This window comes from Prevotella sp. TCVGH (assembly GCF_023522295.1).
GTDB classification, from domain to species: Bacteria; Bacteroidota; Bacteroidia; order Bacteroidales; family Bacteroidaceae; genus Prevotella; species Prevotella timonensis.
On the sequence record NZ_QFFX01000035.1, the window covers coordinates 1 to 18248 of the forward strand.

At 48.1% G+C, this 18248-nt stretch carries 17 protein-coding genes; 3 read left to right on the plus strand and 14 right to left on the minus strand.

Going from position 1 to position 18248, the window contains the following annotated elements; translation table 11 throughout:
• Positions 1-398: 398 nt before the first annotated feature.
• Positions 399-1652, minus strand: coding sequence for an ATP-binding protein (locus DEM91_RS07745; protein WP_249858528.1), 1254 nt, complete (start codon positions 1650-1652; stop codon positions 399-401).
• 435 nt (positions 1653-2087) lie between these two features.
• Here DEM91_RS07745 and DEM91_RS07750 point away from each other — a divergent pair, with 435 nt between their 5' ends.
• Positions 2088-2567: a hypothetical protein gene (locus DEM91_RS07750; protein ID WP_249858529.1), complete on the plus strand. Its 480-nt coding sequence runs from the start codon at positions 2088-2090 to the stop codon at positions 2565-2567.
• Between the two features lie 4 nt (positions 2568-2571).
• On the plus strand, positions 2572-2793 hold the full coding sequence (locus tag DEM91_RS07755; RefSeq protein ID WP_007175152.1) for a hypothetical protein: 222 nt from the start codon (positions 2572-2574) through the stop codon (positions 2791-2793).
• A 549-nt stretch (positions 2794-3342) separates the two neighbouring features.
• Here DEM91_RS07755 and DEM91_RS12570 read toward each other — a convergent pair.
• Both DEM91_RS12570 and DEM91_RS07765 read right to left on the minus strand, forming a co-directional pair.
• Entirely contained in the window at positions 3343-3477 is a 135-nt protein-coding gene (locus tag DEM91_RS12570) for a hypothetical protein (protein ID WP_007175154.1), read from the minus strand.
• A gap of 102 nt (positions 3478-3579) precedes the next feature.
• Entirely contained in the window at positions 3580-3834 is a 255-nt protein-coding gene (locus tag DEM91_RS07765) for a chromosome replication initiation protein (protein ID WP_249858530.1), read from the minus strand.
• A gap of 308 nt (positions 3835-4142) precedes the next feature.
• On the opposite strand from DEM91_RS07765, the gene DEM91_RS07770 reads away from it, so the two are divergent.
• Positions 4143-4514 carry a DUF2958 domain-containing protein gene (locus DEM91_RS07770; protein ID WP_249858531.1) on the plus strand — a complete coding sequence of 124 codons (372 nt, stop codon included), beginning with the start codon at positions 4143-4145 and terminating at the stop codon, positions 4512-4514.
• A 511-nt stretch (positions 4515-5025) separates the two neighbouring features.
• On the opposite strand, the gene DEM91_RS07775 is transcribed toward DEM91_RS07770, so the two are convergent.
• The 11 genes from DEM91_RS07775 to DEM91_RS07825 form a co-directional block, all read right to left on the minus strand.
• A complete protein-coding gene (locus DEM91_RS07775) occupies positions 5026-5127 on the minus strand; it encodes an XRE family transcriptional regulator (RefSeq protein ID WP_249858532.1) in 102 nt (33 codons plus the stop codon).
• The gene (locus DEM91_RS07780; RefSeq protein ID WP_249858533.1) at positions 5124-5432 is read right to left on the minus strand and encodes a transcriptional regulator; all 309 of its coding nucleotides are present in this window, start codon (positions 5430-5432) and stop codon (positions 5124-5126) included. The genes DEM91_RS07775 and DEM91_RS07780 overlap by 4 nt, the downstream gene beginning before the upstream one ends.
• Positions 5433-5445: 13 nt before the next feature.
• Positions 5446-5994, minus strand: coding sequence for a hypothetical protein (locus DEM91_RS07785; protein WP_249858534.1), 549 nt, complete (start codon positions 5992-5994; stop codon positions 5446-5448).
• 63 nt (positions 5995-6057) lie between these two features.
• The gene (gene dnaG, locus DEM91_RS07790; protein ID WP_249858535.1) at positions 6058-9171 is read right to left on the minus strand and encodes a DNA primase; all 3114 of its coding nucleotides are present in this window, start codon (positions 9169-9171) and stop codon (positions 6058-6060) included.
• 108 nt (positions 9172-9279) lie between these two features.
• Positions 9280-9483 carry a helix-turn-helix domain-containing protein gene (locus DEM91_RS07795; RefSeq protein ID WP_007175168.1) on the minus strand — a complete coding sequence of 68 codons (204 nt, stop codon included), beginning with the start codon at positions 9481-9483 and terminating at the stop codon, positions 9280-9282.
• Positions 9476-9805: a hypothetical protein gene (locus tag DEM91_RS07800; RefSeq protein ID WP_116616139.1), complete on the minus strand. Its 330-nt coding sequence runs from the start codon at positions 9803-9805 to the stop codon at positions 9476-9478. The genes DEM91_RS07795 and DEM91_RS07800 overlap by 8 nt, the downstream gene beginning before the upstream one ends.
• A gap of 538 nt (positions 9806-10343) precedes the next feature.
• Positions 10344-11408, minus strand: a complete 1065-nt coding sequence (gene pstS / locus DEM91_RS07805; protein ID WP_102698289.1) for a phosphate ABC transporter substrate-binding protein PstS — start codon at positions 11406-11408, stop codon at positions 10344-10346.
• Positions 11409-11509: 101 nt separating this feature from the next.
• Positions 11510-12148, minus strand: a complete 639-nt coding sequence (locus DEM91_RS07810; RefSeq protein ID WP_249858536.1) for a hypothetical protein — start codon at positions 12146-12148, stop codon at positions 11510-11512.
• 237 nt (positions 12149-12385) lie between these two features.
• Entirely contained in the window at positions 12386-13294 is a 909-nt protein-coding gene (locus tag DEM91_RS07815; protein WP_116616140.1) for a DUF6383 domain-containing protein, read from the minus strand.
• An 80-nt stretch (positions 13295-13374) separates the two neighbouring features.
• Positions 13375-14715: a hypothetical protein gene (locus DEM91_RS07820; RefSeq protein WP_249858537.1), complete on the minus strand. Its 1341-nt coding sequence runs from the start codon at positions 14713-14715 to the stop codon at positions 13375-13377.
• Between the two features lie 156 nt (positions 14716-14871).
• Entirely contained in the window at positions 14872-18246 is a 3375-nt protein-coding gene (locus tag DEM91_RS07825; protein WP_249858538.1) for a TonB-dependent receptor, read from the minus strand.
• Positions 18247-18248 lie beyond the last annotated feature (2 nt).

Sequence of the window (18248 nt, forward strand, 5' to 3'; positions counted from 1 at the left end):
AAAAACAACTATTTGAAACGTCCGTGAGACCTCCTCGGATAAGAACATTATCTTTCCATCTTATACCTACTTCATTTTTTCGCTAAGCTCAAGGAAACTCCACCAACCATTCCGAATAGCTATAGGACTTTGATTTGTTATACAATCTTATCCATGGTCATATGCCTTATATGAAGTTTCTGTTCGTTAGGCCAGATGTTTGCCGCCGGCTTCCTTCCAGATTTCACCTCACGATGAACACCCTTGCCTTTGGCTATGTAATTCCCGCTATTAGGGCTTACTCGGGACTTCCACCCGTTAGAAAATGCTCATGCCGAGCGTACGTAAAAAAGTAGCAGGGGAAGTTATCTGTAGCTTCCCCTGTTTCTTCATTTAGTATTATAGACTTGCTGTTTATACTATTTCCAGATATTCGCTTTCTCCAACAGGAAATCGTAAAGTCCAATTACCAAGATGCCATTCTCATTATAACCAGTACTATAATGATCGCCGGCAATGATAATCTTGCGGAAGCCGTCTGACACTTGCAAGAGTGAGGCTTGTTCCTGATCAACTTTCTCCTTTGAAGGTAAAGCATAGGCAGACTGAATGTATAATCGTTCATCATGTCGATTGACGACAAAATCTATTTCGAGGTTTCGTCTTGTGAGTTTGCCGTTATTATCGCGTTTGAAACTTTCAACTAATCCGACATCAACCGAGAAACCATTGCGGCATAAGTCGTTATATACAACATTCTCCATAATATGGGTTGGCTCAAATTGGCGGAATTCAACAACGGCATTCCTTATCCCTAAATCCTCGAAATAATACTTGGTTTCTGTGCCGATATATTTCCTACCCTTGACATCATAGCGTAATGCTTCGCTGATGATGAATGCATCTTGCAGACACGCGATGTATTTGGCTATCGTTGCAGGGGCAACATCTATGCCTGCGGCAGTCTTGAAAGTGTTTGAAATTCGTCGCACGTTGGTACTCGCCCCCATAGTAGAGGCAAGAATACGAACCAGCTCCCGTAAGCCGTCTGCATTCTTTAGATGGTTGCGGTCAATAACGTCTCTTAGATACACCGTCTCAAAAATCTCGCGGAGGTAATTCTGCTTGTCTTTAGCTCGTTTCATTCCTGCCACAGCTGGCAGGCCACCATATTTATAGTATTGATCCAGGGCTTCCGCCTTTTCACCACCTATCTCCTCATAATATTCTGCAAAACTAAGTGGGTGGATGCGTACTTCCCATCCTCGTCCACGAAATTCCGTTATAATGTCTCTTGAAAGGAATTTTGCATTTGAGCTGGTAACATACACTTCTGCATTGGGTACGCCAAGGTAAGAGTTAAGAACATCCTCAAACTCACAGACCAACTGCACCTCATCCAACAGAATGTAATACTTCTCTGCATCTGTCATCAATTTATCGATATGTTCAAGAAGTGCATCTGGATTACGTAGCTTCTTATTTCGGCGATCCTCCAAATTGACTTTAATAATGTGATCTTCGTGAATGCCCCTTTCAAGAAGACTCTTTCGGAAGATATTGAAAAGGAGGAATGACTTGCCACAGCGTCGCATCCCGGTGATGATTTTGATCATACCGTTTCCATCAGCATTCTGTAGTTGGCTTAGGTAATACTTCCGTTCAAATAGCATTTTAGAATATATTTTTGTGTCATGACACAGATTTATGCAGCAAATATAACTATTTCATGTCATTTAAGCAAGAAAACAGTAATTATTTTCTTGTTTTCCCTATTATCAGAGAAAGGTACGTCATGATGTGCGGTATTTACTGTCTATCATTTCCATGTTTGCGGTTGCCTCCTTGCTGCAAGTACTCATTTTCTTTACAAAGTTACGGCATAGGAAAGAGCGGCAAGCACCGCTGGGGGCTATGCGCAGAAAAATAGACGGCAGCCTTCCTCAAATCAAGATTTGGGTATTCCGTCAATTTTTCCGTGCATTGCTTGCCTTGTCCTTCCCGCTTATGCCGTACTTTCTTGCTCGAAAATCAAGTACCTGCAAGAAGTCTTTCGACTTCACAAAAGGGAAAAGATTAAGATTGATAACCTCTTAAAATTGTAAGTTATGCACGCATGGATTTTTCAATTATCGGAAGAACGCATCGAGGGCTATCTTTGTGAAGATACCTTGTTGCAGGGTGATGGCAGCGATTATGACTATTGTGCCGCCATATCAGAAGAAGAACGGAAGAGAGCCGTTTACTCGCTCATGGCTCATATTCTGCCATTGGGCATGTTTCGCCTGAAAGATGAAACGACCTTTGTGTATCAAGGCGGTTTTGGACAGTGGAAACGTGAGTGGGTTGAGCGTATTCAGACGAAAGCGGCAAAGGTAAACACGGAAAACGTGATGAACTTTTGCGGTGAGGTATACCAGTTGGAGACCGAGCTGCAAAATCCGCTGGACACTGATGCCCAATTCTACCTTTGTAATGACGACTATCAGACCTTTGCGGAAAAGTCGGCGGAGTTGATGCGCATGGTGGAGCATCTGACGGAGGGTGACGAACTTTATATCGGTGGTATCATTGATTTTCATTTCTAAAAGCATGGAGAATATCAGTATTTTTTCGATAGAGGGCGTTGATGCAAGAGAGATTTGCAATGCGCAGTTGGGCGATGCCCTATTTGCACCCTGTAGTGTGTGCGACAAGTGGAAAGACGATTTTCCATCAGTGGACAATCTATTTTACGGATATGTGGAAGATGACATCTTCTACAGCTATTCAGACGACGAGTTTGAAACCCACGTCAATGCAATGTTTGACTAAGTAGAACCAGGAGTGTGCCGAGTTTCAGGCATACTCCATCAAAAGGAAATACAATGAAGAAGATTTATAGCGTACCGGCTCGATACATATTCGAGGGTACTTTTAGGGTAGAAGCAGAGCGCAGCGAGGAAGCTAAGTGTTATGCAAAATCCTAAAACACTGTGGAATGGTCATGGGCAGTGGCATACAAACCACTTTGTCATACCGTGAGATTGATTGGGTATTCTGCAACCATCCTTATAAGCAGGTGGGCAGCATAAGCAGGAAGGAGTGAACATGGCTGGGGTATATCTGACAAGGTATGACCAGCTTTCAAAATCGGGCAGCGGTCACAGTCCGCTGCCTATTTGAAAGAAAAATGCTTAGCTGAATAATGCTTGGTTAAAATAAAAGTCTTGCTTTTTGCATCAAAAACAAGACTTTTATTTGGAAATTCTTAATTTCCCTGAAAGCCGTATTTCGCTATCACGTCATAAATGAGTGTGATGACTCCACACCGCTTTCATCGCTCCGTTGGGACACGGAGCAACAAGGGAGGGCGGTTATCCATTATGTGCTGGATGGAGTGCATAGCATGGTACAGAAAGGATAGGCTGCCGCTGTTACGCTGGTGATGGATTGTCGCCCATGACCGCTCCACGGCTCCGCCCATCTTACTTCCTGCTCCGTGCCTATGCCCACCATATCGCACATTTTTCCTGTGTGACGTCAGTGCATCTCCAGTGTAACCCAACTCTTGTGTTGCATTGGGGTTACACAGACTACCTATGTGGTTTTACCTATATTTCAGAAGGCTTTTTCCCTGAAAGCCGTATCTCCATTCATTGCGCATAAAGCAGCAACCATTACAATACCGCTTTCATCATTCTTCAGGAACGTAGAATGACAAGGGAGAGAGATTAGGTCATTTCGTGCGCAACAAGGCCAGTGATGAGTTGAAGATGCCACATTCCATTTCAAACTTGCAGCAAGATGCCCAAGCATCCTTGCATGCAGTTCTTCCATTCCATTTCCGGCTCTCTTCAACTCATTACCTGCCATGGCGCTCTCTTTTTGCAGCAAAAAACTAAACTTCTTCGGTGTTCATCCATTTTCTTCGCGAAGTTCGCTATTGGCACATTATGATCAAGTACCAGTGCCTTATTTTTCAGTTTTTTATTGGCCGTTCTTTGTTTTGTCGTGGTATGTGAATAAAAACTTGAAAAATTCCTTGCCCTTGAATGTTTCATCCAATAGCAACTGATATGCTCGAAAATAGTTTTCCCCGAAGAAGTCATTAGACTTCACAAGAGGGAAATGAGTCAGAAGGTAACGGGGTGGCTCACCACTGCTCCACAATAGCATTTTATATGGCAAATCGTTTGATGACGGCAAAACTCGCCGAACAGTTGAAAAACTTCCCTCTTTATTCTCAGGACGGGAAGCAGAAGGACGCCACTTGCGTCTGTGTGTTTGAAATTGGACTCATCCGCTGGTATGTACTGGAGGGGCAGCCAGAAGACGACGACTTTACTTTGTTCAGTATCGTTGTAGGGATGGCTGAAACGGAGTATGGCTATGCCTCTGTAAAGGAGATGGAAGACATCAAGGTGGATGGCTCGCGGTATGGACTGGGCAGGTTGAGCATTAGGCAAGTACCAGGCTTTAAGCCCTGTCTACTTACCGAGATACAGGATAAGCGACTACAGGACTTCCTGTCAAGGCTATATGATGAGCAGTAACGAAAGATTTTGCAGGCGAGAGCCATGAAAGCTCGCTTTCAAATGGCCGAGTGCAGCTAAGCGTTATAGAATAGGCGGAGCTTCCGCCTTTTTATTTTTTTGTAGGGCACATATATTTGGGCTGTCTTTTCTGTCTTATTTGTCATAAATACATAAAGTATTGATATTCAAGAATATAACATTCTTTATTATTAGACAAGACTTATATTATTTGACTAAAATAGAAAGATTCTCCACTTCGACCATTTTCTAAGACAAGCAATGACAAGTCAAGACAACATCAAAGACATATAATTTATTGATACTCAACGACAAGACATATAAGACAAGCAAGACAAGCATTTTCGGGGTTTACTGAGATTTTTTTAGGGCAAAAATGAAGCCGCCATTACCAGGACAAATTACCTAATAATGGCGGGTAGCCTATCATGACTCACAAGCAGTTCTTAGGGTATCCAGAGTGAGTCCCTGTTACTTCTCTTTTTTTGCTCAATGAGCGTCTTTATCTTTTTCAAGAAGCGATTCGTTTTTGCTCGTAAGCACTACGGGCAGGCGTGTTTTTGTTGCCCAACACTCGGTTGAGCATCTCGTCATGTGAGTATAACTTCATCATACCGTTTCTACCTCGCTGGGGAGTAAATGGAGTGAGAGGGCATCCTCTATCTTGCAAAGCGTCTCGATGGAGAGATTCTCTTTCCCTCGGAGTATCTTTGACACATACTGCTGCGAGCAGCCCATGCGCTGGGCAAGTTCTGTCTGGGTAAGATGGAGTTCGTCCATCTTGTCGAGCATAAGCATCGCAATACGCTGCGAGTGGCGGAGCCACGACTTATTAGCCTGTCGGTACTCGGCAGCCTCGCGCCAACGAGAGGGTGTCTTGCTCTCATGCGCCTCCAGTTTGCTTATAATTTGGTTCATACTTACCTCCTTTTTATATTGTGGTAACATAATCTATGAAAGAATCATCGTCGATAATATCCTCATTCAGGAGGAAACGGCGGACTTTTTCCAGTTTTGCCAATTCCGCCTTTGTGTGGTTTCGCTCTTCCATTTTGAGTGTAAGTTTAATAGCCCCACCTGTGATGACATACACGCCTTGTGATAACTTTATTGCATAGATGCGAAGCCACGAAGAATGACGAATCGTTCGTTTCAGCCTGGCTTTTTCTTTGCCGAGCACCATCTCCGAGGTGCGGAAGTTTTCCAATGGGTGAAATAGCAATTCTAAGTCTGAATCAGGATTTAAGTCCAGCATCAAACATTGCAGTTGATCGCTGTCCTCAATCGTGTCCTCTATGGCTTGGTTGATGTCTGTCACCTTGAAGTAGGCTATCAAATCATCCCAATTATCACGGAAGAATTGTCTAAGCCATACTACGTCGCCCCACTTGTCAAACAGCGTATAGAGTGCATTATCGCTCTCTCCATTGTATCGCACAGCCCATAGACGACCGTCGTCAGTAATTTTATCGAACGTCATGTTCTTTCTTTTATGTTGCAAAGATAAGTTATATATTTGAATTATACAACTTATAGGTTGTATTTAACTGTTATTTTCTTCTCTTGTCATCTCCAGATTGATGTCAAACGCCTCGACGAGCTTCTCATAGTCAAAGCAATAGGAACGTTGTTGGACGGACATTTTGGTGGGCTGCCCCTTGGCATCACGGTGATCGAAGTCAAGGACCTGGTTGCCCTTTTTGACGACATGATATGTCATGCGCTGCTCGCCCAGATACTCTTTGCTGTTTTCTAAATAGTAACGGAGCGACTCTTCGGGCAGTGAGGTCTCTCCGTTGCGGTGGGCATTGAGCTTATAGAGCATGAAGATGCGGGTCTTCTGAAGATAGAGTATTTTGTGCGGCTCTGCCCATTCCGTTTCATTGATGATACTGGAATGGAACCGGCTGACAGTTCTAATTCTAAAATCGGCATCTTCGTAAATTTCTCCCTCACTATTGAGAAACTGCACCATGCGCCAGAAGCTACCCAACTCGTCATTTGTCTTACATTCCATGTTTTGGTGTATAATGCCTTCAACCGTGATATTCAATACTTCTGAATACGAGAGAGGCAAATCCAAATTGCCTTCCAAACATCGGAAGGCTGTAAGTGGGACCACCCAGTTTTGCACAATGCGGTCGATGACATTCCTACTGCCTAACCGTTTGTTTACATCATCCAATATCAAATGATACTGATCATAAAAGGCTTTGACAAACAGTTCCCTATGAGTCAAAAGCTGTAGGGTTAAGTGCGTCATTCCTTTGGAACGCATCATGAGCAATCTTTGGTAGTTCTTCTTTTCATCATCTGTAAAGTCTGATTTGGGAAACGAGAGGAAGATAAGCCGGCTGAAGAGTGCGATGTCGGTCGTAGGCATCTCTTGCCCGGAGATAATCACGCCTGCATCTACGGCGGTGGTCTCCTTCTTCTTGTCGGTGGCCATGTTCATGCGCGTGCGCCCCGTACCATCCCAAAGGCCCTTGATAAACTCTATCTTGGCGGTGTCGATGCCGTTCTTGTATTCGTCGATGTGCACCAGAGCATTTGCGGCGGCAGCTACCGTGTCGTTGAGGGCGGGAATGGTGGAGTTCTGTATGTTAGGCGGTATGTTGTCAATCACGAAGAACGACATCAAGGTGTGTCCTAACTCACTCTTGCCAGAACCCTTCGGACCGAAGAGATCGAGGATGGGAAATGAGCGTGTGGTGAGGGTGATGATGTCACGGAAAAGGGTGGCGAGATAAAAGCAGAAGCCTATCTTGCCATTGTCGCCGAAGACGAGGAAGAGCTGACGGGTGAAGTCCCGGAGCAAAATCATTGAGAAATTGAAATGCACAAACTGACGCTCAAAACGAAAATAGTCAGTGTTTTCCTTATAAATCTGAGAGAAGGCTGGCAGGTAGTAGTTACCCTTCTCGTCCAGGTGTACGATACCGTACTCGTTGACTTCACTGAACTTCCCTCCATAATAGATGCCGTTGCCAAAGGCATAGAAGCCTTTCTTGTTCCAGCCGAGCTGCTTGATTTGGGTTGCTGTCTCAGTCTTTTCGTAGAGGAAGCACTTCAGCTTAATGAGTTCCTTCTCGCCAGCCTTCCAGATGAAGTTGCCGAGAGATTCGAGTTTTTGGCGGAACTTTTGCAGCGAGATAAGGTCTTCCTGCTCCATCTCTATAATTTCCTTGATACCCAACTCGTTAGTGAGCAAGAAGAGTCGTTTGGCCATAAGCGGGTCCTTGATGTGGAAGAGTGGTGTCAGCGTAAAATTGCTCCATTCAATCACTCCTCCCTTCTCGGTGGTGGAGAAGTATTTGCCGTGGTCTATCCAAAAACCGTACTGACGGTTTAGGTCGATTTCGTCCTCCTTTGGGCTGTCGCGCCTCGTCCTCTCGTTCTCGACGGCTTTCTGCCAGAAGAGTTTTCCTCGGTGATATTTGGTGAGGGCATCAATGAACATAGTGAGCTTGGTGTCGTCATCGATAAAGGACAACAGGTGGGCTATTTGCTTCACGGCATCACTCTTTTGCTCAGTGTTGCCGCTCGTCTCAAATAGTTTGGCGGCCAGCCACAGGATAAAGTCCTCTTCCTCTACAGCCTTGAAGAGCGTTTGATTCTTGAAATAGGTATCGGGATCTTCCTTCTTACCTTCCTCAGTGATGGGTATCTCCTTGACCGATACGATAAGGTGCTGTTCAGTGGCGAGCTTCCCTGCCTTCATTACGGCTTCGATACCCGTACCATAATCGGCGCCGCCCTTGGGTGGGTCGTTGTCGGGAATGAAGCACACCTTACTGGTTGCCCTCTTGATGAGTTGAAACTGCTCCGCTGTCCATGCCGAACCAAGGTCGGCTACGGCGTTCTGCACACCAATGGCATGCAGACGCATACAGTCGGGGGCTCCCTCCACAAGGTACATCTGCTCGGCCTTTCCTGCCGCCCGCCATGCCACGTCCAAACCAAAGACCGTGTTACGCTTATTGTAAAGAAACGACTCCTTGCTATTGAGATACTTTGGCTGACTGTCGTCCATCACCCTTGCTGTGAAGCCGATGATGTGCTGGTAGCGGTCTTTGATGGGGATGACGATACGGTTTTGGAAGAAGTCGTAGCCCTGCTTGTTAATGAGTCCCAACTCCTGGAGAAATTCCTTTTGCAAGGGCAGACGAGCGAGGGCTTTGCCGTCGATGGGCGCAAAACCGATCTCTATCTCATCGCAATACTTCTGCCCCCAGCGGCGGTAGGCATAGTCCTGGGCAGGCTTGTAGCGCAGAAACACCTCACGGTAATGCTTATGTACGGTGGCATTGACAATCAGTAGCGACTCACGTCTCAGGCGCTGCTGCTTCTCATCGATGGTTTCCTCACGTTCCTCCACCTCTATACCGTACTTCCTGCCCAGCCATTTCACGGCCTCTGGGTAGGTCATGTTCTCATGCTCCATCAGGAAGGTAATCGCATTACCTCCCTTATGGCACCCGAAACAGTAGAACATGCTGCGGTTGGGCGTAACTGTAAACGACGGTGTCTTCTCCTGATGGAAAGGACACAGCGCACGATAGATGATGCCTCGCTTCTGGAGTGACAAGAATTCGCCCACCACCTCTTCTATATGCGCCGCATCAAGTATCTTTTCTATAATGGCCTTGGGTATCATTTCATCCTCTAATCATGTTTGGGGTTACAAAAAAATGCCTCAGCCGACTGGCTTCTCAGCGGGTCGGCCAAGGGCTTCTACTTAGTCACTTGTTATTTAGAGGATTTGCTAAGTATCTCTTAATTCTGCAATGAACTCCGATTTCAGGACATACCAACAACGACCCATCTTATGAGCTGGGATAAGGCCTTTTTCGATGCGCTTCCTGATGGTACACTCCTTGCGTCCGAGCATAAGGGCGATGTCGGGCACGGTATAGACCGTGTCCGAGGTGTTAAGTACTCCATGACTGGCAGCCATGAAATCAGTCATGCTCGCTTTCCGCTTCCCATTCTTTCTTTCCGTAGAAATCAATGGGGAGTTTTTCTTTCCATTTTCCTTCATCTGTTTCCTTGTTTAATTCCTGTTTACGTTCCTCTGATGATACTGCATAGATGGCCAGCCGGCAGCCATAGCTGTTGTAGCTGTAATGGATGAACTTACCAGCGATGGCTCCCCAAGAGCGGTTGTAATCGCTGATCATGTTCACAAAGCTGTGACGCTTGTCCAGTGATACATTGGTGATCTTCAACTGGCCTACATGAATTTCCCTAATCCATGTCGTTGGATGGATAACTCTTTCTACTTTTGGCATAATCTTCTGATTTTAAATGAGGGCAATATTGCACTGAGATCCAAAAGAGAATGAGCATCTATCTTGCTGAGGGAATATCAAAAATGCAAAAAATCCTTCCATGGCTTCCGTTTCATCGAATGTAGAATTTCTGGTTTCCTTTCTTGGGTCAAAATGGTTTGACAGGAAATAGAAATTAAATTTTTGCTACAAAAATATAAGCAAAAATGGTGGAAAACGAAAACCAATCAGTTTAAATCGACCAACCAACCAAGTATTTAACGTTACCCAACGCTTCCTATGAAGAAGGAGTGAGACTGCTTTTGTCAATTATCTGACGGACACGGATGGAATATTCATACTCAACAGGAATTTTTGATAAGGTTCAGGATTTTCTCCGCCATCGAGACTACAAGGCAAACAAAAACGCCTGTGGACGACCGCAGGGGTAAGTTGCGGTGCGCCACAAGCGTTCAAGTTATGAAGAATAAAAAAGTTTTCATGAGGAGTCCTCATGAGGGGATGTTTCTTTTGAGGACGTCAAAGAGGCGGGGGGGAGCTATTTCATCTTCTTGCCCTCATACGTCATGCTGTCCAGCAGACGTGCGGCGGCGGCAGCGGTGCGGGTGGGCAGTGGCGAGTAGAGCAGACGGGTGGTCAGCTCCTGTGCCTCTGGGCTGAGCAGCCAGCGCAGAACGCTCACCGTCTCCTGTGCCTCATGATATGACCGCAAGGCGTAGCTCTGCTCCTGATACACCAACACCCAGGTGTAGCAGCTGATGGGGTATGCCCCGGCATCGGTGGCGTTGGTGATGTCGGTGGCATTGCCCTCCTGTTCGGCAGCAGCCATGATGCTCTCCTGCGTGGGCAGCACAAACGTGCCGGCGGCATTGCGCAGCCATGCCCGTTGCGTGTCGAAGGCGGTGGTGTATTCCGTCGCCACATAGCCGATGCTTCCTGGTATGCGTTCCACCAGGCCTGCCACGCCAGTATTGCCATTGGCAGCCACGCCCACCTTGCAGCCTATCTTCTTGCCCACGCCCATAGCGTTTTTCCATGCGTCGCTCACCTTTGAGAGATACTGGGAGAACACGTAGGTGGTGCCGCTGCCGTCGAGACGGAACACGGGGGTAATCTCCCGGTCGGGCAGTGATAGCTTGGGGTTCACCGCTGCAATGCGGGCATCGTTCCACTTCACGATTTTACCCATGAAGATGTCGGCCAGCAGTTCGCCCGTCAGCCGCAGGTTGTCCGTACCCTTCAGGTTGTAGGCCACGGTCACCGCTCCCATACAGGTGGGCAGTGCCAGCACCTTTCCCGGCAGGCTGTCGCGCTCTGCTTTGGTGGGCAGCACGTCCACGCCCGCAAAGTCGATCTGTCGGCGTTGCAGAGCTTTCAGACCCCGCTCCGAGCCGATACCGGCATAGGTCACGGGTACGTCGTTTTTCTCCCAGTACAACTCGAACGCTTTGTTGTAGAAAGGCAGGGGCAGCGTTGCTCCGGCTGCCGTCACCACCGTCTTGTGCGAGGCAGCCGATGGAGCCTTCACCACGCTCCCGTTCTCCGCATGAGTGGTGATGGAGAACATACAGAGCATCAATAAGATATTTTTTACTTTGAACATTGAACTTTGAACTTTGAGGTTTGATCTTTAAACTTTGAACCGAAGGTCACCGACCAACGGAAAGTAATGAGCATGATGAATTATGAATTGTGCATTGTTCATTAAAACGCATATTCAATATTTCCCGAATGTCCATTCACCTGCAAGGTCTGACGGGCATCGCTGTCAAACTTCATCAGCGTGGGCATAAAGCCGATACGCTTCTCGGGTGTCACGTCGGCATTGTACAGGCGAAAATAAAAATTTCCCTGCACAGCCGTGGTGTCTATCTCCACGAACTGCCCCGGCACGTTCTGTTCCAACAACACGGATAAGAGCTTCTTGCTGGAAAACGGATTTTTGCCACTGAGTATTTGCACACGCATGTGGTGAATGTCGGGATAGGTCTTGTCTGTGTAGAAGAAGCGGGCTTTAACGTGTCCCGGCTCTGTAGGCATCGGCTCGCCACCTTCCGACTCGTCGGGTGTCATGAGTTTCTGTCCAGGCAATTGCACGAAGGTGAAGTCACGCTGCTGGCTCAGGTCCACGTTCATAGAGAAATCGGGCTGGTCGGCTCCTTTGCGGAAGCCCTGCAACACGCCCTTCGCTTCTGCGCGGACGCGGTAGGTGCTGTTCGTCAAACCCCTATCCTTAAATAGACTTGCTGTCTTACTAGAAAAACTCTGACCATCCAGCATGAAATAGCAAGAGTCATACGAATAGGGCTCTGCCACCGTCAGATGATAGTAGCCGCCGTCCAAGGGCTCGTCGTTATAGCTGCAACCCGCAAGCAGCACCACGGCCGTTGCCGTGAGAAAGATTTGATTGAGTATTTTCATTCTTTACAATATTTTGGTAGAAACAAGGCGGAGTTGCCAGCAGAGTGTGCGGCACACCACCTTGTTGTTATGATTCCTCCGACCGATAGCATTTTTGTCCAAGTGCATGATAACAGTCCGGATGGAAATAATGATGCATTGTGAATTATGCATTATGAATTATCTCATCATTACTTTCGCTGTCTTGTTTCCAGCTTTCACCACCAACAGTTGGTTCTTGGGCAAGTTACTGATGTGGGTGGTTTCGCTGGTTGCCACAGTGTTGGCCACCGTCCTGCCAATGGCGTCGTACACAGTGATGCGGCTGCCTTTCACGCCGCCCACATACAGCTCGCCACCATCTACCTTCACGGGCAAAGGCTGATTGGCGGTTGTGGTCTCGATGCCGCTCGTGCCGCCTTTCACCGTCAGGGAAAAGTCATCGAGCAAGAGGTCGCCAGAACTAACTTTCACTCCAATTAATAAATATTTCATCTTGCTCTTGTCGTAGGTATAAAATTTGCTTGGAGCATATCTTGCCAAACGGTCTCCAAAATCATAATCGACAGTAGCGAACTTCCAGTCTCCCTCTATAGCCTCTCCATTTGTGACTATGCCTTGTGAATCTATGCCTTGGTCTGCCACAGCATCTACATTACCTATTTCATCGCTGTCGGAGGAGTGCCACATTCCAATGCAATATTTCCATTCTATAGGCCTCCCTTTATAGTTTTTCGCCTTGATTACTTTGTACCAGAAAGAAAACGTATATACCTTATCTAACCCTGTAACAGAGGCATCTATACACTGTATCTCATTACCTCCACTTGGATAACCTTCGGAAGCATACATCATATACAGCGCTGCGTTGCCGGAATGAGCTTCGGAGACAATTGTGCTGAAATGAACATCCCCTTCTTCATAATCAAATGGATTATACCAGCCTGTCGGACGAATGATACCGTTTACCTCATCAATGACGATTGTCTCACCTTCAAACCCTGGATTACTAAGTAGATTCTCCTGCGCATTAACAACAGTTGCGCTGCCAAGTAGCAGCATGGCAAAAAGTAAATTTTTGGTTTTCATTTGTTTTTCTTTTTAATTAAACGTATCAAAGGATGGTAAGCCAACCTTGGCTGGCCTACTATCCTGAGAATATTTTATATTTATCTTACCCAAGCCTGAGCCGTCCAGACTGTTTTTAATCTGGGGTTGAACGCACCTTTATAATTGACAGCCTCTATGCCGGTAAGAGAATAGGCCCCCGTCTTGGCAGGATTGTCAAGCGGTATCAAAGCCTTAGTCTTGTAATTGCCCCATGGATTGTTAAGTTTGATGAGGCTATAATCCGTCAGTCCCACATTGGAAGCCGATGGGGTAAAGGTATCATTCGTAGCTTTGTCGGCACTGAAGTTAATACCAGCTACCTGTCCATTTGAAGCAGCACAAATAACATTGTTTTCTAAAACATAGTTAGAGTTCTTGGTTTCTCTCAGAATGCCTCTCGGAAAACCATAGACCACACTGTTGATCAATGTGAACTCACAGTTGCGACGGAAATCAGCGCAAGACTTCAGAGCAGTTCCACTTTCACCAACCTGCGCTACCTGTCCTTTTGTAGTTCCTTTTATCGTCAAATTGCTCAATACGGGATGAGTGAAGGGAGTCTTTGTAGAACCAAGTTTGTCATTGTCACATTCGATACCATTCGGGTCTTTCGAATATTTCATGGTAGGCTCGATGGTGACCAGCGCATACTGGATAGTTCCTGTGTACCCCCAGTCGAAGTCGAGACCATCGTCGTCGGTGGCAGTGGAAACAAGGTACTTGCCGTTGACGCATCCGCCGAAGAACTCGAAGGCATCGTCGGCACCATGAAATGCCTGGCAGTGGTCGAGCCGCGTACCACGACCCACGCCACCGAAGGTGAAGGCGTTCAGCTCATTGTCGGCAGCAATGCTGGCACCGGCATATTCCACGCGTACATAGCTCAACACGCCAGAATTGTCGTTGTCGTTCGTACCGCCGAAATGGATGTCCACGCCTGCGGGTGCTGTGGATGCGTCGATGCCCTCAATGGCACACTCCGTGCCCTGATTGACAACAGCCTTGCCAAGAATGACGAGACCGCCCCATCCGCCTTTCTGTCCATTTTGGGCTGTGAACACGATAGGCTTATCGGCTGTACCCTGAGCCATGATTTTGCACCCACGGGTGATGATTAGAGCAGAAGCCATGGTGTTTTCACTGTTGTAAAGACCCTCAATGCGTGTACCCGGCTGAATGGTGAGCGTGGCACCGTTGGTGACGTAGGTTTTTCCACTGAGCTGATAGGTGACATTGCTGTACAACGTCTTGTCAGCACTGATGATACTCGACAGCGTTTCCGTTGCACGTACATTGTTCACTACAGGGATTGTTTCGTCCTCATTTGAACACGAAGTCATTGTGACTCCCACTGCCATGACTGCTACGAGGAGCATGGCGAACTTTTTAAAATTCTTCATAATAGAATGAATTTAGTTAATAAATGATTATTAATAGATGCCTCGGGACCGTCAAGGATGAAAAGTTCCACTGTTGTTATCTTACTTGGCTGGACTTTCTCGTATCTGGTCCTTTTGCATACTATCTCGAATTGATGTAGTACCCTTACGGGTGAATTAAAGTTGATAACTTACCGTCAGAGAGAGATTCACCCCCTTGTTGATGCGGCTGATGACCCAGTCACCGGGGGTATAGTCCATACCCTTGTCCGTCCAATCGACAATATCCGACCAGTTGCCACTTGTATCGATGTACCCGTGGCAGTTGCGGTAGAGGATGTAGTCTTCGTGAAGCAGGTCACTGGCATTGAACTTCACCTCAAGCCGATTTTTCAGGAACTTGGCGGCAAGTTGTAGGTCAAGCACATTGCGCGGATTCTCGTAGATGTCATACGCGTCATTCTCCGCTGATAGTAGCAGACTGCGTCCTTTACGCCCATAGTTGACTGTAGCGCTAAACTTCTTACCGAAGTAGCCCAACCCCGCGTTCACGGTGTAGGGCGACATTCCCATTAATGGGCGTCTGCGATTCTTATAACTGTTCTGTATGCTCTCATCGTAGTTGAGTTTCACTGTACCATCGATAATCGAGAAGTTGCCCGTGAACCAAAGGTCACGGAGGAAGGAGCCAGGCAGCAGGAATCCTAACGACTTGCGCACGTTCAGCTCGATGCCCTTGGCGGTGGCTTCGGGCAGATTGGCATGAATCTCGTCGTAGTTGTGACCGTCCTGTCTTAGCCAGGTATAGACCTCTGCCGGATCCTTGAACTTCTTGTGGAATAGGCTCAATGAGACCACCTCGCCCAGGGATGGGTACCACTCGAAGCGCAGGTCCCAGTTGGTGATTTTGGACTGCTTGACGTAATCTCCAAATTTTGTATAGGTAATCATGCGGTCTTCCACTCTATAGTATGGGGTGAACGTGAGTTCACGGAACTCAGGGCGGGCAAGGGTCTTGCTGAAGGCCAGGCGGGCGTTGAGCGTGGGCGTGATGTTATAGACCAAGGTGGCAGCGGGCAGCCAGTCGGTGTTTTTAATGGAAATAGTAGTGTCGTTCCAGTTAACACTCGTAGAAGTCAGGATGGCTGTTCTCGTGGTGGTGCTTGTTTGGGCATCCTCCATACGCACGCCAGCGGTGAGGTGGAGACGGTTGAAGAAAGTGAAATCGCCCATCAAATAGGCGGCATGCACGTCCTGGCTGCCCTCGTAATAGTCAGCGTATGAACCCATGATGCCGACCGGCGAATATACCGCAAAGCCCTGTTCGAACCATTTGGGATTGAAGGCATCGTTGAGGGGTAAGCCTTTATCCGGTAATTGGCCGGTAGGGCTTGTTATGTGGGGCTTGATGTACTGCTGGAAAAAGTCGGACCGGCGAAAGGTACCCATGTAACCAGCCTTGACACGCTGCTTGTTGCCTGCCACCTCGAAAGGATGCTCCACGTTGACTCCTACGGTCTTCTTGCTTTCGTTCAAGTCGGAATACATCAGATGACCACTGGTAAGATCAAATTGACTGGCGCTGCCACTGGCAGGTCTCCAGCCAAAGATATTCGTCGTATAGCGGTCACCTACCATATTCGCTTCGACCAATGCAGTGTTGGGGTTGGTGCGGTTCACCTTGTTGTAGGAGGCATTCCAGGTGAGGATGAGCTGATCCTCCCAGAACTTGTGCTCGCCGTCCATCTGTGTCTGGAACATCAACGTGCGCAGCGGGTTGCTGTAGAGCTCTCTGGTCCACCATGCGGTGTAATCGGTGACGATAAATCGGTCGGTGGTGGTGTGGGTGAAGCGGTTATTGAAGAGATTGCGCCACGTAATTTTGTGGTTGCGCGCCTGCCAGCCCATGTTGAGTACGGCACCGGTGGCGGTGACGAAGTTGTAGGCTCGGTTGGTACGGAAGAGGGAGTCGGCGCTGATCATTCGTGCCTCCTTGATGTTGTGGATGGTCTGCTCGTTGCGGTAGGTCAGGGCGAGCACAGCGCCGAGCTTGTGGCCGTTGTGCAGGGTGATGGGAATGCCTGCCGTGAGCGAGTAGGTCTGCAGCGGCAAGGCCTTGTACTTGAAAAACTGGATGGGGTTGCGCTGTGCGGCGTTCTTGCAGTACACGTCAGCTGCCTCGGCGGAATGGTCCTCGGTGGCCCACTTGCGATCCTTGATATTGCCGAAGAGATAGTCGGAGGCGTAGTTGATGCCCGTCTCCATGGTTTTGCCGGTGGAAATGGTATTGATACCCGTGCCGATGCTCACGTTGAGAAACTTCTTGGTGGGCACGGACAGCGTGTTGACCTCCACCAATCCGCCCGTGAACTCGGCGGGCAAGTCGGGGGTGAAGGTTTTTGCGATGGTCACCTTGTCCACCAGTCCGGCGGGGATGACATCGAAAGAGAAGTTGCGCTTGTTGGGCTCAGTGCTGGGCAGGGCAGCCCCGTTGAGCTGCACGTTGTTGTAACGTTCGCTCATGCCGCGCACCACCACATATTTACCCTTGTCGATGGTGACACCCGAGACGCGGCCCAAGACCTGCGCCACGTTGTTGTCGGGGGTCTTTCGAATGAGGTCGGCACTGATGCCGTCGCTCATGGCCATGCGGTTCTTCTGCTGGGCGAGCATGGCATTGGTAGTGGCATTGCCGTAGGACGCTGTAACGGTGACACCCTGCAGCTCGTTGGTGGCCTCTTGCAGGATGAAGTCGAGCGGCGTGGACTTGCCGCCGCGCACCTTGACATCGGAGATGCGCATCTTTTGAAAGGAGATGCACGAGGCCTCGACGGTGAACGAGCGGGCGGGCAGGTTGGTAATCTTGTAGTGCCCTTTGATATCGGTGACACCTCCCTTGCCGCTCATGCCCACCACCGTGACGGTGGCGCCGATGACGGGGAATCCCTCCTTGTCGAGCACGGTGCCCGCAATGGTGCCACGCCCTGTAGTAGCAGAAGGCTGTCTCTGAGCGGTTGGCGTGAGCCGTGGCTTGTTGGCATCTTTATAGACTACGTACGACTTAGCTCCTGCACCTTTCCTGTAGCTGTAAGGTGTGGCGGCGAGTGCATTGGCAAGATCGTTCTCTACACTGACTTTTCGCGAGGCCTTCACGCTGATGTTATCCATGTTGGACGAGTCGTAGTTGATGTCTACACCGTATTGCTGCTGTATTCTCTTGAGTCGGCTGCTGAGTTTTTCCTTCGGATAGCCGGCTGTCGCCACTGGGCTTTTGACTGTTGCTGTGGGGGTGTTTGCTGTTGTGGTCATACTACTGGCAGATGTTGCATTGGCGCGTAATGACGGCCATACGACCAGACCTCCTACCAGCAGCAGAAACCCTGCGATAAAGGATAGGGGAAAAGTGTAATTCCTTTTTTTCATTGTTTTGTTTTTGTTTATTGATATTCTTGTTTTGTCGTAGGGGCGTGATTCATCACGTTCCGCTATTAATATCGTCTGCTTGTCGTAGGGGCGTGATTCATCACGCTCCGCTATTAATATCGTCTGCATGC